We start from the raw sequence: 23,159 nt of genomic DNA, 5'->3' as shown, positions 1-23,159 counted from the left end.
GGCGTGAAGCATAAGTTTTTTACGCTATGCTTTTTGGTATGCCTTTTAAATCTTTATTCTTCCGTCCTTGGGTCCACCACACCCTCTGTGCCCGACCTTTCCATCACCGCCCCTAACCCCAAGCTGGCCGCCCATGTAAGTCAGATCTGCGGCCAGGCCTGCCCGGAGCTGGAAAGGCTCATTGGAAGCGCCCCTCAACAGATCAAACTGGTGGTGGCGGGAACAGACCGGGAATTTGCTCAAAGAGTGGACGAACTTGACGGTCCCCGTTGGGCCGCCGGGCTGGCTGTACCGGCCAAAAGGTTTATTCTTTTACGCTCGCCCAGCCAGTTGACCGACTTAAATACCTTCCGCTCGGTTCTGATTCATGAGCTTACCCATATCTACCTGTATCAGGCTCTGGGTCGGCAAAAAAAGCTCCCCCTGTGGCTGGAAGAAGGGCTGGCCATGCATGCCGCCAAACAAGGCGGTCTGGGCCTTTCCGGGATAATGGCCAAGGGAGTCCTTTTGGACCAACTGATCCCCTTTGCCGACTTAGCCACACGTTTTCCGGGCAAGTCCGAAGAAGCCGGGTTGGCCTATGCCCAGTCTTTTTACCTGATAAGCCATATCCTGGACAAACACGGGGCGAAAAGCATCCCCAGGTTGATCAGGGCCATGATCCACGCCAAGGATATCAGCGGAGCCTTGCACCAGGTTCTGGGCCAGGGTCTGGTGGCCCTGGAGGCGGACTTCACCGAATCCATGAACTCACGCTTTTCCTGGCTGGCCGTTCTGACAGCCGCAGGCGCGCTCTGGATGCTGGTTGCCCTGGTGGCCGCAGTGGGGCTGGTGGCCCGGCGCAGAGATCAGGTCAGGCGGATCAAAGCCATGGTTGACGGTGATGAAAAAGACGATGCCAGGGAAGAAAAGAATCATGTGCAAAAAGGCACACGATCCTCTTCACGCCAAAAGATACTGGCGGAAGCTGGCTTGGATAAACGCCGCGACCCTTAAAAAAGGGCCGCCGACGTTCTTAGGCGTGATGTGAAAAACCTAGTCTCTCCAGAGATTCGTCATGCAACTGCAATTGCTGGTAATGCTCACGGGCCGCAGAGCAGTGAAAACTCAGGCTGCAATGGGCCAGGCATATGGTGTCGGAGCGGTCAAACTCACCAAAGCAGTCTATACGTCCCTCAAGATCTTCAAGCGGCAATTTTTGCGCCAAATTTTTTCCCTCTTACGAAAAGAGTTTGCATCCACCCGGCGATATCGCCTTAGGTGAATGATCAGTTAAGGAACACCCTGCGGTATTCTTTTATGTTCTGAAGGGCGATGCCGGCCCCCATGACCACACTGGTCAGGGGATCTTCAGCTATCCTCACCCTCATATTTAATTCTTCTGAAATGCGGCGGTCAAGTCCTCTTATCAAGGCGCCTCCACCGGCCAGCACAAGTCCCTGTTCGGCCACGTCTGAAGCAAGTTCAGGCGGGGTCTTTTCAAAGGCCCTGCGCACACTCTCCACTATGACCTCAACCGGCTCGGCCAAGGCCTCCCTCACCTCTTCGTCATTCATGGTGACGGTGCGGGGAATGCCCTGAACCAGATCCTTGCCGCTGACCTCCATGCTCAGCGGCTGATCCAGCGGAGCGGCTGATCCAATTCTTATTTTTACCATCTCCGCAGTATTTTCGCCTATGAGCATCTGATATTTTTTTTGCGCCAGCCTCATGACAGCCTCATTGGCCTCGTCTCCGGCCACGCGTACAGACTCGGAATAGGCAGTGGCAAACATGGAGATCACCGCAACCTCGGTGGTGCCGCCTCCAATATCCACCACCATGGAGCCCTGGGGCTTGTCAATGGGAAGCCCTGCGCCAATGGCGGCCGCCATTGGTTCTTCGATCAGAAAAATCTCCCTGGCCCCGGCCTGTTCGGCGCTTTCGATCACGGCCCTTTTCTCCACCTGGGTGACGCCTGTGGGCACGCCTATGAGCATGCGCGGCTTGACCAGGCGGGCAGAGGTGCGGACCTTGGTTATGAATTGCCGGATCATGACCCTGGTTAAGTCAAAATCCGCAATCACACCGTCTTTAAGGGGACGGCTGGCCAAAATGGAAGGGTTGGTGCGTCCCAGGTACTCCTTGGCCTCTTTGCCAACGGCCACGGGCTTACCGTTCTGGCGCTGCACGGCCACAGCGGAGGGCTCGTTTAAAACCACCCCTTTACCCTTGATAAAAATCAAGGTGTTGGCCGTACCCAGGTCCATGGCCAAATCTTTGCCGAAAAGGCCCAACAACTTGTTCAGCACCATTGGCGGTTATCCTCCTCTTATCTGTATCGCCTTTTTTCAGGAAAGGCGGTAATGATCAATTGTCGCGGCAACCCGGTGTCCCGCCAGTTGTAATGCCCACATCTCATCTTCGGCAAGATCACGGTTCAATGAACCGGCAAAAGCCCAGACCCCCGTTAGTCTGCGCCAGGCCAACAGGGGTGCTCCTACAAAGGCATTATACCCGGCCATGGGCTCATCAGGACTGATCAAATAGGATTTTCCCTTTAAAGGCCGCAGACGGGAATGGGCCAACGGCCTGGCTTCTTTAAGAATCCACCCCAAAAGCCCCTGGCTGACCGGAAAGGACCTTCCCTTCAGGGCAGCCATGGATGCTCCCTGGGCGGCGGTCAGGGTGTACTGCTTGCGCCCAGGCAGAAGGAGGCAAATAACCCCCATTGAAAATCCGGTGAACTTAAGCCCCGCCTCTAAAATCTCAGAATAAAACTGTCCCGCATAACGATAGTCTAAAGAGGCGTTTTCCACATCAAACAAAAGGTCTATCATGCGCCCGTAAAGCTCTTCCCTGGCAAAAACCTTGGAATGCTCAACCAGATTGGCCAAGACCCTGGAGAAATCCCGGATTATCTTTTTTTCTTTTTCACCAAAGGCCAGACGGTTTTTGGTGTCCACCACCAAAACTCCGTCCGGGCCCACAGGCATGCCCACAAAAGCCTTTACACCCTCATCCTGGTCGTAAAGCAAGGTTGCGTTGGAGCCCTGCTTATAACGATCAACATCCACGGGAGTACCGTGTTTGGCCACAAAACCCACCACGCCTTCACCCGGCGCGATATCCGCATCAGATCGAAAGGAGCGGCTCAAGGTATGCCAGATATAGGGGCGCAAGGGGCCGTCCTTTTCCTTGCGCAGAAAAAGGGCCGCCGTAAAGGCTTCAGTAATGTCCGCCAATAAATTTATGGCGTCGCGTAATTCCTGATTGGGGTCCATACATCCCCGGCCTCATGGTAAATAGGATCAACTGCAATCACTACAGAATTTTTTATAAGAACGATCATAAGATCGTTCGCCTTCAGAAGTAAAAAAGCATCCGGGAATTTGTCTCATTTTGCGGTGATAGGCCACACATTGACAACAAAGCCCTGTTTTATCACAGGCGGAATAGGTGCAGGTGCATTGGGACAAATTTGACTCAATATTAGGACAAGCTTCTTTCATATCTTTTAAAGTCAGCAAATGTGCACCATCTTTCATAATAAGCAAACCATATCAGCGGCCTGGTTATCAATTTCAATATACTGTATATAGGATCACAAGGGGTGTCAACCACCAAATAATGGGGTATATTGACGAAACACTTGAATTCGCGGCCCTTTGCCCGATAGCGTGCGGCCAGGGAGAAGACCAATGCCAGAACTGCCGGAAGTAGAATGCGTGCGTCGCACACTTGCTCCAGTCATTATCGGAAAAAATATAATTAATATCGTAATAAACCTTGAGAAAATTGTAAGACCCGATCCATTATTTTTCCAAAAGGGCTTATTAAATAAAAGAATAGTGCAAGTTGATCGACATGGCAAACTGCTCATCGTCCACTTGGAAAACAGTTCTTTTTGGGCTATTCATCTTGGCATGACCGGCCAGATAATCCTGCGCGAAAAACAACCGGATTTGCCCCATATTCACGCCTGTATACATTTTAACGACCAAAGCGGCTTTTTCTTCCGTGATGTGCGGCAATTCGGCTTCATGGCCTATCTGCCGAATAAAGAAGCCCTGCAAAAAGGCCCATTAAAAAACATGGGACCGGATGCGCTTATGATCAGCCTGGAAACCTTTACCAAAAGTCTGGCCGGACGCAAGGCCCCAATCAAGTCTCTTTTGCTTGATCAGCGCATCCTGGCCGGTGTGGGTAATATCTATGCCGATGAATCCCTGTTCCGGGCGGGCATCGCCCCCACCAGCCGGGCCGGAGAGATTCCCCCCAAAGCCCTGGCCAAGCTGCACCGGATTTTGAGGGAGCTTTTAGGTCAGGCCATTGATTGCGGCGGCTCCAGCATAAGGGATTATGTGGACGCAAAAGGAGAAGCGGGGTCTTTTCAGGATCTCCACCAGGTCTATGGACACAAGGGAGCCCCCTGTCCCATCTGCGGCAGGGAGATAAAAAAAATCACCCTGGGCGGACGCTCCACCCACTATTGCCGCCATTGCCAGAAATGCTATTAAGAGCCTTTCAAAAGCCTTGAAACTGCAATTGAGCCGAACCCGGGCCATGCAGCACCCCAAAAAATCTTCGATTTTTCGGGGACCCCGAATGACGGCCCGCCGAATTGCGAGGCTTTCTTGAGAAGATTAATTCTAGCCACTTGGCAAAACCCAAGTTTTTGCCAAGGAGCCTTTGCCTTAAGTGCAAAGGCTCCTTTTTCAATTTGCGTTTTTATTTGCGGTGATGATCTCTCACCCTGAAATCGGCGGGAGGGTCATAGCTAAAGACCTGCCCGGAAAAATCCGGATTCACCTCGAGGTCTTGGAAAAGATACTCCGTCACATCCCCCACCAGGCTGGTTATTCTGAAGCCTTTTAACAAGAGCGAATCCGGCTCAAACCATAGCACCAGGGTTTTAAGGTCCACCCTGCGGTGCTTGGGGATCAATACCAGGACCAGGCTCTGTTGATCAGGTCCTTTGTGTTCCTGACCCGGTTTTTCCAGGTTAAAGTCCTGGTCCAGGGCGGCCAGCCCGCCCAAGGCGTCGAGCAAGGGCTTGAGCCCGCTGGTGAACTGCTCCTGGGGATAAAGGTCCGCCCTTTGCCTGGACTCCCGCACCCACCAGACTCCCTGGTCCGTGGCCACGATCAGCTCCTCTTTGGGAGTTTTTTGCTCCAGGCGCAGGTTGGTGGGCCGGGACCAATAGAGAACGCCCGCCCCTTTAATCTCTCTGTTCAACTGGGAGCCTGTCGCCACAAAACGGCTGTGCCTCAGATAAGAGGCCTTTATCCCGTGGATATCCTGATAACGTTTTTGAATCTCAACCGCCAGATCGCCCGGCTCCCCTGAAGCCAGGGCCCGGTTAACAGCCCAAGGGGCGAAAAGCAAAAACAGAACCGCCCCAAACGCCACCCACTTTTTCATCAGATCCTCCTCAAAAGGAGAAGTAAAAACAAACATGGTCTATTCCCTTATCAGCACCTCTCGGGGTCTGCTGCCGTCGGACGGCCCCACAATCCCCTCGCGCTCCATCTGTTCTATCATACGGGCGGCCCGGTTATATCCCACCCTGAGCCGTCTTTGCACAAAAGAAATCGAAGCCTGGCCGGTCTCCCGCACCAGGGCCACGGCATCGCCATATCTTTCATCTTCCGGCTCATCATCCCCCCCGCCTGATTCGCCTTCAGCCGGAGTCTGCACAATGCTGGGGTCATAATCCGGCTTGGCCTGACTTCGCACAAAGTCCGCCACCGCCTCGATCTCATTGTCACTCACAAAAGCGCCGTGCAACCTCATCAGCCCGGAAGCGCCGGGAGGGGCAAAAAGCATATCTCCCTTGCCCAAAAGCTGTTCCGCGCCCTGTTGATCTAAAATTGTGCGGCTGTCCACCCGGCTGGTGACCTGAAACGATATGCGGGAGGGGAAGTTGGCCTTGATAAGTCCCGTGATCACATCCACGCTGGGGCGCTGGGTGGCCAGAACCAGATGCAGCCCCGCGGCCCTGGCCATCTGGGCCAGGCGGGTGATAAGGGCCTCCACCTCCTTGGAGGCGACCATCATCAAATCGGCCAACTCATCGATGATCACCACAATATATGGCAATGGCCCGGTCTGGTTGAATTCGTCAGGCCCATCGCCTTCCCTGAACAGGGCGGAGGGGCCTTCCTTTTTAAACTTGGCGTTAAAAGATTCAATATTGCGCACCCCCATGCGGGCCAGAAGCTCATAACGCCTTTCCATCTCATTAACCGCCCAGCGCAGGCCCGCCGTGGCTTCCTGAGGATTGGTGATAATGGGGTAGAGCAGATGGGGAATATCGTTATAAGTCGAAAGTTCAATGCGCTTGGGGTCAACCATGAGCATGCGCACTTCTTCCGGAGTGGCCCTGTACAGGATGGAAAGCACCATGGTGTTGATAAAAACACTCTTGCCCGCACCGGTGGCGCCTGCGATCAAAAGATGAGGCATCCGTCCCAGGTTGTTGACCACCGGAGCCCCTAAAATATCCTTGCCCAGGGCCAGGGTCAGGGGACTTTGGGCATTTTGATAGGTCTTGGAACCCAAAAGCTCCCTGAGGTAAACCGTCTCCCTTTGCTGACTGGGTATCTCTATGCCAATCACCGCCTTGCCCGGAATGGGGGCCACGATGCGAATGGACCGGGCCTTTAAGTTCATGGCCAGGTCATCGCTTAAGTTGGCCACCTTGCTTATCTTAACCCCTGGTGCGGGCTTGAACTCATACATGGTGACCACAGGCCCGGGGGCCACCTCGACAACCTGTCCCTTTACCCCGAAATCATTTAATTTTTCTTCAAGGAGCTGGGAATTTTTCCGCAGGACATCAGCATGGTCCACAGGCTTCGGATCTTTGTTTTCCTTTAAAAGGTCCACAGGCGGCAAGTGATAGGGACCTTTACTCTCCGCCTTGATTTCGACGTCGGTGGCCTGATTTGAATTTGGCTTACGGGGTCTGATCTTGGGACCTGCCTGATCGTTAAAGAGATTCTTTTCCGGTTCACCCTCAAAGGCCTCTGAGACCGGTTCAGGCACGGGCACAGGCTCCGGTTCAGCTTGAGGTTCGGGTTCATACTGCTCCTGGGTGGCAATAATCGGGCCCGATTTTTTGGGCTTACTTTTTGTTGCCCCCTCAAATCCCGGTTCCAAAAAAGGCCCTAAAAAGGACCAGCTCGACCAGACCAAAAGTCCGACTCCGCCCAAGGCCAACACCACCGGAAGCCCCCAGGCCAACGGAGCGCCGGCCCAGCCGAACAATCCCCGAGCCATGGCCAGGCCGCCTTTTCCTCCCATGGATAACGAGACCCCCTCATAGGGCATTTTAAGCCCACTTTGCCCTAAAAGTGCGGCCAGGGAGATAATCAGCCAAACAGATCCGGCCGTCAAAAGAATCACCGAGCCTGCGGATTTTTCCTTGAGCACAATGGGAAGGGAAAGCCAGGGCAGGAAAACCAAAAGCCAGGCAGCCAGTCCGAAGATGCTGTAAAGCGAAGAGGCGGTATAGGCCCCGGCCAGACCCAGGGGGTTGGCCACAGCCCCGGCCTTTTCCATGAGCGGTGTAGGGTCATTCGGTGAATAACCAATCAGGGAGACAAGCAAAAACAAGGTGAAGAACAATAGGCCGCCACCCAAAAACCAAACAGCCAAACCGTTTAGTTTGAGGCTTTTGGGGAAACTGAATTTTCGCCTGTTTGGAGATCTTTTGGCCACTGCCTGATATATCCTTAATCTTTTCAGTTAGTTGGATTGTAACACAAACCTGTTGCGCTCAAGGTCTGTTTTTCGGTAGGTTTCTTTAAAAACTCAGATGGTCAACCAGTATTTTCCCGGCCCTTTCCCGCCTGAATCAAAAGATTCAAAAAAGGGTTGTTTTTAATTTTTCTCGATCAGCTCTTGAATACGCTCTTTCAGAATCCCTGCCAATTCATCACGTTGGGGCATCTTCATGCCCGCGGTGGAAATGGGCTCTCCCAAAACCACCTGTATATGACCGGGCGCAATGAGCAGCTTATTCGGCGCCATGGCCCGGGCCGCGCCGATTATGGCCACCGGCACCACCGGGGACTGAGCCCGGATGGCCAGGGCCAGGCCGCCGGATTTAAAGGGCAGCAGCCCACCATCCTCAGACCTGGTTCCCTCCGGGAATATAACCGCGCTGTCGCCTTCGATTATACACTTGGCCGCCTCAACCAGGCTCTTAACCGCCGCCCTGTTGTTGGAGCGGTCAATGGGCAAGGCCCCTGCCCGCCTTATGGCCGGTCCGAAAATCGCTATTTTGAAAAGTTCTTTTTTGGCCAGCCAATGAAAATTGGGAGGCAACCCGGCCTGCAGGGCGGGTATATCCAGGGCAGAGGTGTGGTTGGAGACAAATACATATCCCCCGGCCTGGGCCAGATTTTCAAACCCCTTGGTGCTCAGGCCGATAAAGGCCCCCTTTAGCAGAAGCCTTCCCCATGAGCGGGCAATCTTCAAAAGAAAGGCCTGAGAAGCTCCCAAAAGGCTGAAGACGACCACTAAGGAGGAGATGAAAATCGTGATAAAGGCAGCCCAGGCAGTACCCCATATGGAAATAATCAATACAAGCGGCTTAGGTAAATTCACTGAAAAACTCCAACCCCCGGCAGAGTAGCTGAATAAGGTAGTGCAAAACCCATCGCAAATTGGTGGGCTGAATCGGCCCGGTTCAATTATATAGGCGCTCCGGTTTGGTTGGCAAAAAAACCATTTCAACCAACCAGCAGGTGAAGAGGTCCTAGAGGCATTCTCCCACTTTTCCCGGCCCATATCTGGCCGGGCATGTCAAGATTGTCATGCAATCACTATTTGGTCAAGGCCAACCGAATTTTGTTTTTTATATTAATAACCCAACCATGGCGGCGGACAAGGCCGGTTTTTTGTGTCACAATTTGAGCGGGCCTTTTGGGAGCGTAAATCGCTTTTAAAAACACCCCTTGCCCGAAAGACCCCACTGGGGGGGCGGTCTAAAAAATCAAAGGGAATCCGGATCGCTTTAGCCCCCTTAACAGCTTTTTGGCAAGCTTCTCCCAAATTTTGGCAACAGGCTGAAATTACGCCGTAACTAATCATAGTTGAGTGGGGACCTTCCCTGGCGTCCCTGAAGAACTAAGGTTTCAGGGTGTATTTTGAGCCAGCTATTAGGCTGTTTGTTAACAGCCGAAAACTAAAAATAACTCCTGCAATCCTTAAGTAGCGCTCAGCTCGCGTTTGGTTGCCACTCGCGCAAGGGTTGTGTTAGAGTCCAAGCAATAATGAATAAAGGAGGAACCATGGCGCGCGGCATAAACAAAGTCATTCTAATCGGCAACTTGGGGGCAGATCCGGAGCTCAAGTACACTGCCGGGGGGACTGCCGTATGCAAATTCAGAATCGCTACGTCAGAAACCTTTAAAGACCGCGACGGCAATCAGCAGGAACGCACCGAATGGCACCGGATAACCGCCTGGGGCAAATTGGCCGAGATCTGCGGTCAGTATCTCAGCAAAGGCCGTCAGGTGTATGTGGAAGGCAGCCTGCGCACCAATATGTGGGAAGACCAGCAGGGTAACAAACGCTACAGCACTGAGATCGTGGTCAGGGATGTACAGTTCCTTGGCGGCGGCGCACAGGGTGGCGGCGGAAACTACGGCGGTGGTCAAGGCGGCGGCAATTACGGCGGCGGTCAAGGCGGCGGCAATTACGGCGGAGGCCAGGGCGGCGGCAATTACGGCGGAGGCCAGGGCGGCGGCGGTCAAGGAGGCGGTAATTACGGCGGAGGCCAGGGCGGCGACTTTGGCGGCCCGCCCCCCACTGACGACGACATCCCCTTTTGATACGCCCCTTTAAAAAAAGCATGTACAAAAATCCCGGTTCGCCCCTTGGAGCGGACCGGGATCTAACACTTTCAGACAACCCCCAATAAAAACCAGGTGAGTTGAGTTTTGTCAGGGCACCAGGCCTGCGCTAGCCATGTTGTTTAAAACCACCTTGGCCAGATCCTGAACCAATTTTTTCAGGGAATCCTGATCCAGGGAGCGAGAGGCCCCGGCCCAAAGCAGAGTGCCGTCAGAAACCCGATAAAGGTTCGTCTCAAGACTCAAATATTTCCTGGTGCGGTAATAGCCCGGTTCACTCACATAGCTGTAGACCATGGGGTAATACCCGTCCCAGGTGCGATAAACCACAGGCGTGCTGGTGGGAGGCACATAATCCTCTTTGGTTTCAGTACCCTTGTAATGCACTGCCATAACCCCTTGCGCACCCCGGTCCAGGGCTGCCTTGCGGATAAGACCCTGATCCTTTTCCTGCTCACTGTTCAAAACCCTATAGCTGGCCAGGCCCTTTACCTTGTGTTTGGCAAGCTCCCTGACAAACAGGTCCTCAAAGGAACGTCTGACACTGCTTTGGTCCGATATACCCACCACCATTATGCTTTTCAGCGGTTCGGCAGGTTTTTTCTCCACATGCCATACACTGGTCAATTTTGTGGAAGCGCACCCAAAAGCCAGTGCGCATACAGAAAGCAAGGCAAGGCCAAAAAAAAATGTTTTTCCCAGTCGCATAAAATTCAACCCCCTGTCTTTGAGGTAATATCCATGGTAAGAACTCTTTTCCCATAATAGCAGGACCAGCCCAAAAGCCACCTTAAAACAACTGCCAAACTCCATTTATCTCAAAAAAGCAAAGAACAGAGAACCCAAGACTGGTTATCTTTGCACAACCTAAGCAAAATTTCCCTTCTGCCCTAGGTATTTCATACTTGACGCACTGTTTCATTTTGCATAATCTTGGCATTCGTCTTATGTCCGACAATTAAAAGGGCTGTATATAAAATATGAGCTTTAAGGCCACCAAAATAAAACGCGACAAAATTTTCCAACTGATCGTTGAACAGATCCAAGAGGCTATCCTAAGGGGCGAACTCAAGCCCCAGGACAGGCTGCCTTCTGAGATGAAACTCTCCCAAATGTTCTCCGCCAGCCGCAGTAGTGTAAGGGAAGCACTTAGAATACTGGAACAAAAAGGGTTAATCAGCATAAAAAGGGGGGCCCTTGGCGGGGCGGTGGTGCGACGCATGGACACCACCCAGGTAACCGAAGGCTTCACCCTTTTGCTTAAATACAAGCATGTGCGCTTTGACCAGATGGCCGAGTTCAGAGAAGTGCTGGAAGGCGGTCTCACCGCCCTGGCCGCCCAAAGGGTCGATGACACTGCCCTGGCAAGGCTCAAATCCATACTACAAAAGGCCCGTGAAGTGCTGGACCACTCCAAAGAGGATTGGCGGGCATTTTATGACCAGGATATCGCCTTTCACGTGGAGCTGGCCAAGATAACCAAAAATCCGGTATTCACTTCGGTTTTATGCATGCTCCACCAGGACATCCTGGGGGCTGACGATAAATTCGCGGTTTATGACCACGAACTTATGAAGCAAAACTATACAGACTTGGCCAACATCATTACCGCCCTGGAGAAAAAAGACTCCCAAGAGGCAAGCCGACTGGCCAGGGAGCATGTTCGCCGTTTTAACGGTTACATGAAGGCCCAGGAAGAAATGTTCGCCCCGCCCGATCCAAACCAGGGTCAACAGGTGGCGATTGCCGAACAAAACGACTAGAGAAAAAAATGCCTGTATCCAATAAATTATCCCGCATAGACATTGCCAAGGCCGCCCGCAGGGGGGTGCCGGAACTGCGCCCCTATATTCCCGGCAAGCCCTTGGTGGAGGTTAAGGAAGAACTGGGTCTCACCGAGGTGGTGAAACTGGCCTCCAATGAATGCCCTTTGGAGCTTCCCGGCCTGGTTCTCGAGACCATTTTGAAACAGGCCACAGACCTCACCCGCTACCCGGACGGCAACTGCCGCATTTTGGGGCGGGAACTGGCCTCCCGGCTGGGGCTTCAGACTGATTGCCTTTTATTTGGCAACGGAGCCGAAGAATGCATCAGGCTTGTGGCCCAGGCCTTTTTGAACCAGGGCGACCAGGCAATCATACCCAAACCCATTTTCGATGCCTATGAAACCGCAACCATACTCTGCGGGGCCGAGCCGGTGATGGTCCCCCTTATCGGCTATGACATAGACCTTAAGTCCATCAGCGCCAAGGTGACGGAAAAGACCAAGCTGATCTGGCTATGCAACCCGGCCAACCCCACTGCCACGGTATTTAACAAGGAAGCCTTTGACCGGTTCCTGGCAGAGTTGCCTGAAAACATAGTGGTGGTGTTGGACGAAGCCTATTACGAGTTTGTCACTGACAAAAACTGCCCCCACACCGAGCACTATCTGTTCAAGGATGACCGGGTCATCGGCCTGCGCACCTTTTCCAAGGCCTATGGCCTGGCCGGTCTGAGGGTGGGTTACATCATGGCACATCCGGAAGTGATCAAGCTGATCGCCAAGGTAAAGCTACCCTTTAACGTCAATGTAGCGGCCCAGGCCGCAGCTCTGGCCCTTTTACGGGAGGAAAACTTTGCCAAAGGCCATGTTGAACTGATTTGCCGGGAAAGGGAAAGGGTGGCCCGCTCCCTGGCTGAAAATGGCCTTAAATCACCTGTTTCACAAACCAATTTTCTATTTGTGAGACTCCCCGGCTCAGGGGACGAAGTCTTCAGAGAACTCATGCCCAAGGGTTTTATCGTAAGGCCGGGCTCCATATTCGGCATGCCGGATCACATCAGGCTTTCCCTGGGCAGTGAAGATCAAAATGATGGTTTTTTAAAGGCCTTGGATGAGGCACTTAACTAAGTTCCGCTCTGGAAGGCCTTTTTGGGCGGTAATTAAATTATCAAAACGGGTGTTTGAAAACAAACGTTCTTAGCCAAGATCCAATTTGTACTTGGAGGAAGACCATGACCTGCTGTTTGAAAAAATCAATTCTTATGCTCTGCGCCCTTTCCTTTTTAATGGCCCCGGCCTATGCCCTGGCAGGCGATGATGTACTGGCCAAGGTCAAAAAATCAGGCAAGCTGATTGTGGGCACTTCCGCAGACTATCCCCCTTATGAGGCGGTGGATGCCGACAATAAATTCGTGGGTTTTGACATGGACCTGATCCGGGAAGTGGCAAAGCGCATGGGGATCAAGGTTGAGATTAAAGACATGGGTTTTGACAGCCTCATCACCGCATTGCAGGCCAAGAAAATCGACGCGGTCATAGCCGCCATGCAGGCCACCCCCGCCAGAAAGAAAAAGGTTGATTTCTCAACCGTATACCACAAGATCAAGGACGCTTTTCTGGTCAAGAAAGGCTCTAAAATCAAGTTGAACTCCCCTCATGACGCCGCCCCCTACAAGGTGGCCAGCCAGACCGGCACCATCCAGGAAAAATGGGTCAAAACAAACCTGATCGACACCGGAAAAATGGATAAGGACAGATATTTCTCCTATGAGCGGGTGGATAACGCGGCCATGGACGTGGCCAACGGCAGGGTTGAGGTGCTTTTCATCATTGCCGACCCGGCCAAGAAACTGGCCCAAAAGGCAGGACTTGACATAGCACTGGTGACCGGCGAAACAGTCGGCGGCGGTCAGTCCATTGCCCTTCCCAAGGGAGCCGATGCACTCAAGGCGGAAATTGACAAGGCCATTGAATCCATCAAGGCCGACGGCACCCTTAAAAAACTTATGGACAAGTGGGAATTACAGTAGCCAGACTGTAACCTGAACAATAAAATCAGCCGTTTCAGACCGAGGCAACCGGTCTGAAACGGTTGGGATATTTAAGGGGCGCCAAAGGATGGATCCTTTAAAATCTTGAATTTGATGCTCTTTTTCTAAAAGTAAAAGCAGGGAAGCCTCCGGAACGGCAATGCCGTCCCCGAGAGGTTCACCCGTCTTTTATTCTTTATTTTTTTGGTCCGGGCCGTTGCCGGGCCAAAAAACGTTTATAACCGGTTTCTCAGGCAGTTAGTCAATAAAGCGTCAACCGGAATCAGGAAAAGGGAAAAACCCGTTTTCTCCTTTTCCCCGGGCTGCCGCACAAAAGCCTGAGGCCATGGAATCCGTTTATGTGGGATACATTCAGATTCATACTCCCCGGCCTTTGGATAACAGTATCGGTTACTGGTATTGCCCTGGGCCTGGGTCTTGTTCTAGGCACCTTGATGGGCATCTTCAGGGTCTACGGCGGCCCGGTCCTGAAAAGCCTGGCCGCGACCTACAGCACCGTGGTAAGGGCCCTTCCCGTAGTTGTAATCATCTTCATTTTGTATTTTGTCATTGCCGAGCTGGTTGATCTGTCGCCCTTCCTATCCGGGGCCATAGCCCTTGGTTTTGCCAGCGGAGCCTATCAGAGCGAGATTGTGCACGGCGCCTTGAACTCCATTCCCCCGGGCCAGATGAAGGCGGCCAGGGCCATTGGCATGTCCCGCTTCAAAGCAATCCGGCACATTATCGCGCCCCAGGCCATGCGGGTCGCCCTGCCCTCCTGGGCCAATGAAGTCACCTTGGTTTTAAAGGATTCCTCGCTGGTCTATGTAATCGGCGTACCGGAAATAATGCGCAAGGCCCAGCATGTCAGCGCCCGCACCATGGAGCCGTTTCAGGCCTTTGCCACAGCGGCAATCCTCTACCTTTTGCTGACGCTTTTGGCCATTCGGGTGCTGGAAACGCTGGAACATCGCTACAAGATTGAGATTTAAGGATTTTTCATGGCTGATCAACCGATCATCAGAATAGACAACCTGCACAAGACCTTTGGCCAGCTCGAGGTCATCAAAGGTGTTTCCTTTGATGTGATGCCCAGCGAAGTAGTTGTGCTCATAGGGCCCAGCGGCACCGGCAAGAGCACCCTTTTAAACTGCATCAATCTTCTGATAAAGCCCAGCAAGGGCAGCATCTGGCTGGACAAAAAAGAGATAACCGCCCCCGGCACAGACCAGGACAAGGTGCGCCAGCGCATTGGCATGGTTTTTCAGGAGTTCAACTTGTTCAACCATTTAAACGCCCTGGAAAATGTCTCCATAGGCATGTGCAGGGTGTTGGGCATGGCCAAGCAAGACGCCAGGCAAAAGGCCATGAGAGAACTTTTGCGGGTGGGGATGGCTGAACATGCCGATAAATACCCCTCTCAACTTTCGGGCGGACAAAAACAAAGGGTGGGCATAGCCCGGGCGCTCGGCATGGATCCCCATGTGATCCTGTTCGACGAACCCACCAGCGCCCTGGACCCCGAGCTTACCGGCGAGGTATTGAGCGTCATGAAAAAAGTGGCGGCCGACGGCATGACCATGGTGGTGGTTTCCCATGAAATGGGCTTTGCCAAGGAAGTGGCGGACCGAATCATCTTCATGGAAGGCGGCCATATTGTGGAGCAGGCCCCGCCGGGAGATTTTTTCGCCAAGCCCCAGACAGACAGGGCCCGACAGTTTCTTTCCATGTTGAACCGCATGGAGGAAACCGGCTAAAGCCGAGTCTCTAAGCAAGACTATGACTGTAAAACCAAAAGCTTACCAAGGTTTTAAGCATAAAGAGGCCGGCGAACCGAGCCGGTAGGTGTAAATGACCGAGTTTTTTCTGTTTGCAAAAGACGCCTTACCCGAACTTATAGACGGGACCCAGGTGACGATAACACTCACCCTGGGAGCCCTTTTCCTGGGTTTTGTCATCGGCCTTCCCCTGGCTGTGCTGCGCACCAGCGGCGGGCCCTGGATCAACCGCATTGTATTGGGTTACCTGACCCTTTTCCGGGGCACTCCCTTGCTGGTTCAGCTCTTTGTAGTCTATTACGGCCTGCCCGAGCTGGGTATCAGCTTTTCCCGCATGGCGGCGGCCTATCTCACCCTGGGCTTGAACAGCAGCGCCTATCAGGCCGAATATTTCCGAGGAGCCATCCAGGCTGTGGGCAGCGGGCAGATGAAGGCGGCCAGAGCCATTGGCATGAGCAAATGGGGAGCCCTGCGCCACATCATCCTGCCCCAGGCCTTCCGCCTGGCCATTCCGGCCTGGTCCAATGAAATGATCTCCATGGTGAAATACACAGCCGTGGTGTTTCTAATAGCCGTGCCGGACCTGATGGGCCAGGCCAAGATCATCTCCAGCAGGCTTTTTGCCCCCATCTCCACCTATATTCTGGTTGCCCTCATCTATTTTATTCTGGTGGGCCTGGCCAGCCTCATCCTGCACCTTTTAAGCAAACGCCTGGCCATACCGGGAGTATCCATTGAAATGGAGGGCCATTAAAAAGCCCTTCCGCAAAACCAGCTTTTAGTAACATTTTTCCTGCGGCCGGATATTATGCAGCCCCAGCCCTTGGCAATCGGTTGCCTGGGCTCCCATCTTTTAAGGAGACCTGTTTTGGCGCAAGTAAATTTGCCTTATCCAGGCCGGGATATAAAGCTTGATATAAGTGGCGCCCTGCCCACAGAAGTTATAAGCCCCACTCCGGTCACCTGCCCGGATGATCCCCAAGCCTTGATCAAAAAGGCCCTGAGCCGTCCCATAGGCTCAGAGACCCTGGACCGTTTGGCCTCCCCTCGGAGCCAGGTGGCGATCATTGTGGACGACATCACCAGGGAGACCCCGGCCCACCTGGCCATACCCCTGATCTTGGAAGCCCTGCACGCTAAAGGCGTGGCGCCGTCTCAGATCTGCTTTGTCCTGGCCCTGGGAACCCATCGCCCCATGACTCCCCCTGAGATCCAGGCCAAACTGGGGCCGCGGGCGGCGCAAAAATACCAGGTAGTGAACGACCCCTGCACCAACCTGGAAAACATGGTTTACATGGGGACCAGCCCCTTGGGCATCCCCTTTTGGGTGCATAAGGCAGTGGCCCGGGCTGACCTGCGCATCGGCCTGGGCATGATATGCCCCCACCTGGACGCCGGGTACGGCGGCGGGGCCAAAATAATCCTGCCCGGCGCTTCGGGGGCAGAGACCATCAGCTGTTTTCACCAGCGCATGACCAAACTAACTGAAAACCAGCTTGGCAAAACAGACGCCCTGCTGCGCAGGGACCTGGAAGACACGGTGCAATCCCTGGCTCCGCTCAACTTTATAGTCAACTTAATCCTGGACCAAGAGGGCGAAGTCCATCAATGCGTGACCGGCGACCCTATATTGGCCCATAGGCAAGGAATCAAATACACGAACCAGGTCTACTGTCCCCTTGCCCAGAGCCGCCACCCCCTGGTCCTGGTGGACGCGGAACCCCACCACCTGGATTTCTGGCAAGCCACCAAGGGGCTGGCCTCGGGCGAGATGCTCACCGAAGACCAGGGAAGTCTTATTCTTTTGGCCGACTGCGCCGAAGGAATGGGAGGGCATCCCCTTCTGGCCGATTACATTGGCCTGGGGCTTGAGCCTCTGCTCACCCGGATAGAAAAACAACTGGTGGAAGACCAAGTGGCAGCCCCGGAAGCGGTCTTTATCTGCAGGCTGGCTAAAAGAATCCGCCTATGCCTGGTCTCCCGAGGCATACCCTCTGCCTTGGCTCAAAAAATTAACTTCACCTGGTATGAAAATCCGGAGCAGGCCATTAGCGCCGAATCCATGCGTTTTAAAAACCCGAGCCTCGGTATAATCACCCATGGCGGCAATCTGGTCCCTCAGGTGAATCCCGAATAAAAATAAAATGAACAGAGACATAAAAAAACAACTTATATCTATCCTGGGTGAAAAGGCCTGCCTGTTCGCAGAGGAAGACCTTTTGACCTATTCCTATGACGCGGGGAAATACCGCGCCTTGCCCCAGGCGGTTGCCCTTCCCGACAAAACCGGGCAAGTGTGCGAAATTGTAAAGCTCGCCAATAAAAACAACCTACCTCTGGTCCCGAGAGGCGCGGGAACCGGCCTTACCGGCGGGGCTGTGGCAGCTAAAGGCGGTATTCTCCTTTCCCTGGAGCGGATGAACCGGATACTTAAGCTGGATCAGGCAAACCGCCTGGCTGTGGTGGAGCCCGGGGTGATCAATGGTGACCTGGCCCGGGAAGCAGCCAGATTCGGACTTTTCTATCCGCCCGACCCTGCCAGTGTTGATTTTTCCACCCTGGGCGGCAATATCGCCGAAAATGCAGGTGGCATGCGGGCTGTCAAATATGGGGTCACCAAGAATTTTGTCCTGGGCCTTGAGGTGGTTCTGCCCACCGGGCAGATCATCCACACCGGCTCCAAGTGCATCAAAGACGTAGTCGGGTTCAGCTTGAGCGAACTCTTTGTAGGCTCTGAAGGGTCTTTGGGCATAGTGACCCAGGCCATTCTGCGGCTTTTGCCTCTTCCGCCCAAGCAGGGCACCCTTATGGCCCTTTTCCCCACCATGCAACGGGCAGCCCGAATCCTGCCCGCCATGGCCCGGGCCCATGTCACCCCTTCCATTCTTGAATTCATGGACCATGAGTGCCTCAAGGCCTTGGATGCCAAAGAGGACACTGACCTGGCCTCCCAGGCAGAGGCCCTTTTGCTGATGGAAGTCGACGGCCGACAGGAAAAGGTGGCCTCTGATCTTGCTTCTTTGGACAGGCTTTGCCGGGAAAACGGGGCCAGCAGGATTGAACAGGCCCTTAAGGGAGCGGACCGTGAAAGGCTTTGGTCAAAGCGTCGCTCCCTGCACGCCTCTTTGCATCTGATCAAACCTCGCTGGGAAGAAGAAGACATCTCGGTCCCTGTGGCCCAATTACCGGATATGCTGAAAAGTCTGGACCAGGTGGCCAGGGACCACCATCTGGTCATGGCCAATTTCGGCCATTTTGGGGATGGAAACATCCATATCAGCTTTGCCGGTCATGAGCATGACCTGGAAAAAGCCCAGGCCCTGACCGTCAGAAGAGAAATCTACCAGGCCGCGGTCAATCTCGAGGGACGCATAGCCGCCGAGCACGGCATTGGCCTTGATAAAACAGATGAAATTTCCTGGAACCTGGACCACTCCACCATTGAATTCATGGCCAAATTAAAGGCTTTTTTGGATCCCAACCAGATCCTGAATCCGGGAAAGGTCCTGCCCCGTACAGAAGAACGGGATTGACCATGGCCCCAGAAAACAGCTTTTTTGAGTCCGGACTTCTGGATGAGCTAAAGACAGAGTTGGATAAATGCGTGAGATGCGGCGAATGCCGCAGTGTTTGCCCGGTTTATGAGCAGCTTAAACTGGAAAAATTCACCAGCCGAGGCCGCATAGCCCTTTTGGATGCCATAACCAGCCGGGATCTGGAATTGAACACCCCCCTGGGCCAGACTTTGGACAACTGCATCATGTGCCTGGCCTGCCAGGAAAAATGCGGCAGCCAGGTTAAGACAGAGCGCATAATCCCACTAGCCAGGGCGCTGGTCAGCCGGAAACAGGGGCTGCCTTTTATAAAAAAACTGGTGATAAAGGGGCTTACCCTGCCGGAGAAGACCATCAGACAGGCAGCCTTGCTGGAACCCTTGGCCTTTAAATCCTTACCCATGGAAAGCGGTCTGCGACGCAGGTTTCCCCTGCCCTATGTTGACCAAAATCAATACATACCCAGATTGGATTGGCCTGGCTTCAGGGCTTCTTCGCCGGAGGTTTTTCCGGCCCGAGGAGAAAAAACTACGGTAAGTTTTTTTACGGGCTGCCTGGCCAATCATGCCTTCACTCAACAGGCCGCAAACCTGGTAAAGGTGCTTAACGCCCTGGGGGTGAGCGTACAGATTCCCAAGGAACAGATTTGCTGCGCCGCACCCATGCATGTAAATGGTGAGATCACCATAGCCCGGGAAAATGCCCTTAAAAACCTGGAGGCTTTGAGTGGCCGACCGGCTGGGCAGAAGATTGTGATTCTCTGCGCCTCTTGTGGATTCACCCTGAAAAAGGTCTACCCGCATCTGCTGGCCGACTCTCCAGAACTGGCGGAAAAAGCCAGGGCCATGGCTGATGACGTCATGGATATATCGGAATTTCTGATTTCCCAATTCGACCCCAAGCTTCTTGAGGAACACTTCACCAGACCCTTGTGCCAAGGCCTAACCTATCATGATCCCTGTCACCTGGCCCGGGGCCAAGGTATACTGGACCAGCCTCGCCATTTACTCAACCTGATTAGTAGAGGCGGGCTTGTTGAAATGGAAAAGCCTGATCAGTGTTGCGGTTCGGGCGGGACTTATGGCCTGGTTCACAAGGATGTATCCCAACAGATACTAAAAGCCAAAATGATCCGTGCCGAAAAAACCGGGGTAAAGTTAATCGCAACCGGATGCCCGGCCTGCATGATTCAACTCAAAAGCGGAGTCTTGAAATATCAGACAGGACAAAAGGTAGTGCATATCGTAGATCTTTTGGCCACTGCCCTGGGCGTTAAATAAAAAAACGGGGATCACCCGGTATTCCAGGTTATCCCCGTTTTAACAAGCTTTGGGTGCGTTCCGGTTATTTTTCTTTAGCCGGAGCGTTTACCAGCTCCACCATGGCCATGGGAGCGGCATCGCCGCGTCTGACCCTGGTATGGGTTATGCGAATGTATCCACCGGGACGGTCCTGATAACGGCTCTTGCCGTCCTCAAATAGCTTACCGCAGACGGTGTGGCTGCGGATAAAAGACTCGGCCTGACGGCGGGCATGAAGATCGCCACGCTTGGCCAGAGTTATCATTTTTTCCGCAACCGGGCGCAACTCCTTGGCTTTAGCCAAAGTTGTTTCCAGCCTGTCATGAAGGAACAGGGAGGTAACCAAGTTGCGCATCATCGCCTTGCGATGGGCTGTGGTGCGCGAAAGTCTCCTAGAAAGACGCTTGTGCCTCATTTTTCTTTATTCCTTGCGTCTAGCTCTTCCCGGGCGGGGAAGTTCTCTAGTGTCATGCCCAGCGTAAGATCCATGTCGGCCAGCATTTCCTTGATCTCGTTTAAGGATTTGCGGCCAAAGTTTTTGGTCTTGAGCATCTCGCTCTCAGTGCGCTGGACCAACTCACCGATATATTTAATATTTGCGTTCTTAAGGCAGTTAGCCGAACGCACGCTGAGTTCCAGCTCGTCCACTGTACGGAAGAGGTTTTCGTTAACCGGCGGTTCTTCCTCTTCCTCAACGATCTCAGGCTCGGGCTCTTCCGGGAAGTTGATAAAGATCGTAAGTTGTTCTTTTAAAATCTTCGCGGCATAAGCCACGGCATCTTCGGGCTTGACAGCTCCGTTGGTGTGGACCTCCAAGGTCAGCTTATCATAGTCCGTAATCTGGCCGACCCTGGCCTGTGTCACCACATAGTTAACCTTGGTTATGGGCGAGAAGGCGGCATCCAAGGCGATGAAACCAATGGGGTCATCCTCGTTTTTATTCCGCTCAGCAATTTTATAGCCGTTTCCGGTGTTCACCGTGAGTTCGGCCTTGATCTCGCCTTCAGGTCCCAGGGTCGCGATGTGATGATCAGGGTTCATGATCTCCACGTCGGGGGGGGTGATAATATCACCGGCCTTGAGAACACGCTCACCCTTGGCGTCAATGGTAAGCTGGGTCAGCCCTTCCCCCAGGTAGCGTAGACGCACGCCCTTGAGATTCAGAAGAATGTCGCTTACGTCCTCCAACACCCCAGGGATGGTGGAGAACTCATGCAATACACCTTCGATGCGGACGTTCGTGATCGCAGCACCTTGCAGGCTGGAGATCAAAATCCTTCTCAAAGCGTTGCCGATTGTATGACCAAACCCGCGCTCTAATGGCTCACAGGCGAACTTTCCGTAAAACTCGCTGTGGGTTCTTTCGTCCACATCCAAACGTGTGGGCCTGATCAATTCTCTCCAATTCCTCTCCATGTCAACTCCCTAGGGATTATGTACCCTGCCTTTTAATTCTAGCGGGAGTAGAGCTCGACGATGAGCTGTTCCTGCATCGGCATGGTCAGTTCTTCGCGAGTCGGCAAGGCCTTGACCTCCCCTTTGAACTCCTTGGCTTCAAGCTCGAGCCAACTGGGGACGGTACGCCTGGCTGCCGCTTCCATGGCAATCTGGATCTGCTCCGACTCCCTGCTCTGCTCACGAATAGCCACTACGTCACCAACCTTCACCCTGGCTGAGGGGATGTTGGTGCGGCGGCCGTTGATCATCACGTGACCGTGACGGACCAACTGACGAGCCTGGTTGCGGGAGTTGGCAAAACCCAGCCTATAGGCCACATTGTCAAGACGGGTCTCCAACAAGAACAGCAGGTTGTGACCGGTCACGCCCTTCATGTGGGCGGCGCGCTTATAGGTAAGGCGGAACTGACTTTCCATCAGTCCATACATGCGCTTGACTTTCTGTTTCTCGCGCAACTGCAAACCATAATCGCTGACCTTACCCCGTCTCTGTCCGTGCTGGCCCGGGGGGAAACCACGGCGCTCTACAGCACACTTGTCGCTGTAGCAGCGGTCTCCTTTCAAAAAAAGTTTCTGCCCTTCACGGCGGCAGAGCCGGCAGACGGAACCACGATATCTAGCCAAAGTCTAATCCTCCGAAATCTTTAACAGCTACACGCGGCGCCGTTTAGGCGGCCGGCAGCCATTGTGCGGAATAGGCGTAACGTCGCGGATGACAGTAATCTGCATGCCTGCGGCGTTCAAAGCTCTGAGCGCGGCTTCACGTCCGGCTCCGGGGCCCTTGATATAGACCTCTAAAGAGCGCATACCATGATCCATGGCCTTTTTGGCCGCATCTTCACCAGCCAGCTGGGCAGCAAAGGGTGTGGACTTCCTGGAGCCCTTGAAACCCTGCACACCGGCAGAAGACCAGGAGACCGTGTTGCCGGCCGGGTCTGTAATTGTCACCACCGTGTTATTGAAGGTGGACTGAATATGAGCCACCCCGGTGGGAATATTCTTACGCTCTTTGCGCTTACGTGTGACTTTTTTTTGCGCCTTAGCCATTATTTCTTCCTCTTACCGAGCACCGACCTGCGCGGGCCCTTACGGGTTCGGGCGTTGGTCTGAGTGCGCTGCCCATTAACCGGCAAGCCTCTCCTGTGCCTGAGGCCGCGATAGCAGCCCAGATCCATAAGACGCTTGATGTTCATGGACACTTCGCGTCTGAGATCACCCTCGACCTTGAAAGCCGCGTCGATGACCTGGCGGATGCGATTGACTTCGTCTTCAGTAAGCTGGTCGCTGCGCGTGCCTGGTTCCACCCCGGCCTCGGCCAAGATATGCTTGGACGAGGTTGAGCCGATTCCATAAATATACGTAAGCGCAACGTCGATGCGCTTGGTGCGCGGCAAGTCTATGCCTGCGATCCTGGCCACAACCTTACCTC

25 protein-coding genes are annotated in these 23,159 nt (G+C 53.6%); 12 read left to right on the top strand and 13 right to left on the bottom strand.

What is annotated here, in order from left to right; all coding sequences use genetic code 11:
- Window positions 1-3: 3 nt before the first annotated feature.
- Complete coding sequence (locus tag X474_RS01650; RefSeq protein WP_044346274.1) at window positions 4-996, top strand: peptidase MA family metallohydrolase; 993 nt, start codon at window positions 4-6, stop codon at window positions 994-996.
- A gap of 19 nt (window positions 997-1,015) precedes the next feature.
- Here the strand turns inward: X474_RS01650 and X474_RS25910 are convergent, their stop codons facing one another.
- The 4 genes from X474_RS25910 to X474_RS27135 form a co-directional block, all read right to left on the bottom strand.
- Window positions 1,016-1,207, bottom strand: coding sequence for a hypothetical protein (locus X474_RS25910; RefSeq protein WP_156360563.1), 192 nt, complete (start codon window positions 1,205-1,207; stop codon window positions 1,016-1,018).
- Between the two features lie 61 nt (window positions 1,208-1,268).
- Entirely contained in the window at window positions 1,269-2,294 is a 1,026-nt protein-coding gene (locus tag X474_RS01640; protein ID WP_044346271.1) for a rod shape-determining protein, read from the bottom strand.
- Between the two features lie 36 nt (window positions 2,295-2,330).
- Window positions 2,331-3,263, bottom strand: coding sequence for a GAF domain-containing protein (locus X474_RS01635; RefSeq protein WP_044346270.1), 933 nt, complete (start codon window positions 3,261-3,263; stop codon window positions 2,331-2,333).
- A 27-nt stretch (window positions 3,264-3,290) separates the two neighbouring features.
- Window positions 3,291-3,491 carry a DUF6485 family protein gene (locus tag X474_RS27135; RefSeq protein WP_082464077.1) on the bottom strand — a complete coding sequence of 67 codons (201 nt, stop codon included), beginning with the start codon at window positions 3,489-3,491 and terminating at the stop codon, window positions 3,291-3,293.
- Between the two features lie 189 nt (window positions 3,492-3,680).
- Here X474_RS27135 and mutM point away from each other — a divergent pair, with 189 nt between their 5' ends.
- A complete protein-coding gene (gene mutM / locus X474_RS01630; protein WP_044346269.1) occupies window positions 3,681-4,499 on the top strand; it encodes a bifunctional DNA-formamidopyrimidine glycosylase/DNA-(apurinic or apyrimidinic site) lyase in 819 nt (272 codons plus the stop codon).
- A 211-nt stretch (window positions 4,500-4,710) separates the two neighbouring features.
- Here mutM and X474_RS01625 read toward each other — a convergent pair whose 3' ends face one another.
- The 3 genes from X474_RS01625 to X474_RS01615 form a co-directional block, all read right to left on the bottom strand.
- Window positions 4,711-5,403: a LolA family protein gene (locus X474_RS01625; protein WP_197281916.1), complete on the bottom strand. Its 693-nt coding sequence runs from the start codon at window positions 5,401-5,403 to the stop codon at window positions 4,711-4,713.
- 39 nt (window positions 5,404-5,442) lie between these two features.
- Window positions 5,443-7,704: an FtsK/SpoIIIE family DNA translocase gene (locus X474_RS01620; RefSeq protein ID WP_052514741.1), complete on the bottom strand. Its 2,262-nt coding sequence runs from the start codon at window positions 7,702-7,704 to the stop codon at window positions 5,443-5,445.
- 162 nt (window positions 7,705-7,866) lie between these two features.
- On the bottom strand, window positions 7,867-8,595 hold the full coding sequence (locus tag X474_RS01615) for a lysophospholipid acyltransferase family protein (protein WP_052514740.1): 729 nt from the start codon (window positions 8,593-8,595) through the stop codon (window positions 7,867-7,869).
- Window positions 8,596-9,281: 686 nt separating this feature from the next.
- Here X474_RS01615 and X474_RS01610 point away from each other — a divergent pair.
- Complete coding sequence (locus tag X474_RS01610; protein ID WP_044346267.1) at window positions 9,282-9,824, top strand: single-stranded DNA-binding protein; 543 nt, start codon at window positions 9,282-9,284, stop codon at window positions 9,822-9,824.
- A 111-nt stretch (window positions 9,825-9,935) separates the two neighbouring features.
- On the opposite strand, the gene X474_RS01605 is transcribed toward X474_RS01610, so the two are convergent.
- Window positions 9,936-10,553: a hypothetical protein gene (locus tag X474_RS01605; RefSeq protein WP_156360562.1), complete on the bottom strand. Its 618-nt coding sequence runs from the start codon at window positions 10,551-10,553 to the stop codon at window positions 9,936-9,938.
- A 272-nt stretch (window positions 10,554-10,825) separates the two neighbouring features.
- Between X474_RS01605 and X474_RS01600 the strand changes: the two genes are divergently transcribed.
- From X474_RS01600 to X474_RS01560, 9 genes are all read left to right on the top strand, one after another.
- A complete protein-coding gene (locus X474_RS01600) occupies window positions 10,826-11,608 on the top strand; it encodes a FadR/GntR family transcriptional regulator (protein ID WP_052514738.1) in 783 nt (260 codons plus the stop codon).
- 8 nt (window positions 11,609-11,616) lie between these two features.
- A complete protein-coding gene (gene hisC / locus X474_RS01595) occupies window positions 11,617-12,738 on the top strand; it encodes a histidinol-phosphate transaminase (RefSeq protein ID WP_052514737.1) in 1,122 nt (373 codons plus the stop codon).
- Between the two features lie 104 nt (window positions 12,739-12,842).
- Complete coding sequence (locus X474_RS01590) at window positions 12,843-13,640, top strand: ABC transporter substrate-binding protein (RefSeq protein WP_052514734.1); 798 nt, start codon at window positions 12,843-12,845, stop codon at window positions 13,638-13,640.
- A gap of 359 nt (window positions 13,641-13,999) precedes the next feature.
- Complete coding sequence (locus X474_RS01585; protein WP_044346265.1) at window positions 14,000-14,632, top strand: amino acid ABC transporter permease; 633 nt, start codon at window positions 14,000-14,002, stop codon at window positions 14,630-14,632.
- A 9-nt stretch (window positions 14,633-14,641) separates the two neighbouring features.
- Window positions 14,642-15,397 carry an amino acid ABC transporter ATP-binding protein gene (locus X474_RS01580; RefSeq protein WP_044346264.1) on the top strand — a complete coding sequence of 252 codons (756 nt, stop codon included), beginning with the start codon at window positions 14,642-14,644 and terminating at the stop codon, window positions 15,395-15,397.
- 94 nt (window positions 15,398-15,491) lie between these two features.
- On the top strand, window positions 15,492-16,172 hold the full coding sequence (locus tag X474_RS01575) for an amino acid ABC transporter permease (RefSeq protein ID WP_044346263.1): 681 nt from the start codon (window positions 15,492-15,494) through the stop codon (window positions 16,170-16,172).
- Window positions 16,173-16,286: 114 nt separating this feature from the next.
- Entirely contained in the window at window positions 16,287-17,555 is a 1,269-nt protein-coding gene (locus X474_RS01570) for a nickel-dependent lactate racemase family protein (protein WP_197281915.1), read from the top strand.
- Window positions 17,556-17,562: 7 nt separating this feature from the next.
- A complete protein-coding gene (locus tag X474_RS01565; RefSeq protein WP_044346261.1) occupies window positions 17,563-18,951 on the top strand; it encodes an FAD-binding oxidoreductase in 1,389 nt (462 codons plus the stop codon).
- 2 nt (window positions 18,952-18,953) lie between these two features.
- On the top strand, window positions 18,954-20,252 hold the full coding sequence (locus X474_RS01560; RefSeq protein ID WP_044346260.1) for a (Fe-S)-binding protein: 1,299 nt from the start codon (window positions 18,954-18,956) through the stop codon (window positions 20,250-20,252).
- 64 nt (window positions 20,253-20,316) lie between these two features.
- Here X474_RS01560 and rplQ read toward each other — a convergent pair whose 3' ends face one another.
- Genes rplQ through rpsM form a run of 5 tightly spaced genes read right to left on the bottom strand, consistent with a single transcriptional unit; the run spans window position 20,317 to window position 23,148 of the window.
- Window positions 20,317-20,688 carry a 50S ribosomal protein L17 gene (rplQ, locus tag X474_RS01555; RefSeq protein WP_044346259.1) on the bottom strand — a complete coding sequence of 124 codons (372 nt, stop codon included), beginning with the start codon at window positions 20,686-20,688 and terminating at the stop codon, window positions 20,317-20,319.
- Entirely contained in the window at window positions 20,685-21,689 is a 1,005-nt protein-coding gene (locus X474_RS01550; RefSeq protein ID WP_044346258.1) for a DNA-directed RNA polymerase subunit alpha, read from the bottom strand. The genes rplQ and X474_RS01550 overlap by 4 nt, the downstream gene beginning before the upstream one ends.
- Window positions 21,690-21,727: 38 nt before the next feature.
- Window positions 21,728-22,354: a 30S ribosomal protein S4 gene (gene rpsD, locus X474_RS01545; RefSeq protein WP_044346257.1), complete on the bottom strand. Its 627-nt coding sequence runs from the start codon at window positions 22,352-22,354 to the stop codon at window positions 21,728-21,730.
- A gap of 27 nt (window positions 22,355-22,381) precedes the next feature.
- Complete coding sequence (gene rpsK / locus X474_RS01540) at window positions 22,382-22,777, bottom strand: 30S ribosomal protein S11 (protein WP_044346256.1); 396 nt, start codon at window positions 22,775-22,777, stop codon at window positions 22,382-22,384.
- Window positions 22,777-23,148, bottom strand: coding sequence for a 30S ribosomal protein S13 (gene rpsM / locus X474_RS01535; RefSeq protein WP_044346255.1), 372 nt, complete (start codon window positions 23,146-23,148; stop codon window positions 22,777-22,779). The genes rpsK and rpsM overlap by 1 nt, the downstream gene beginning before the upstream one ends.
- Window positions 23,149-23,159: the final 11 nt, after the last annotated feature.

Source organism: Dethiosulfatarculus sandiegensis, assembly GCF_000931935.2.
Classification (GTDB): Bacteria; Desulfobacterota; Desulfarculia; order Desulfarculales; family Desulfarculaceae; genus Dethiosulfatarculus; species Dethiosulfatarculus sandiegensis.
The sequence above is the reverse complement of the archived record's forward strand: the minus strand, read 5'-3'. Positions and strand labels throughout refer to the sequence as shown.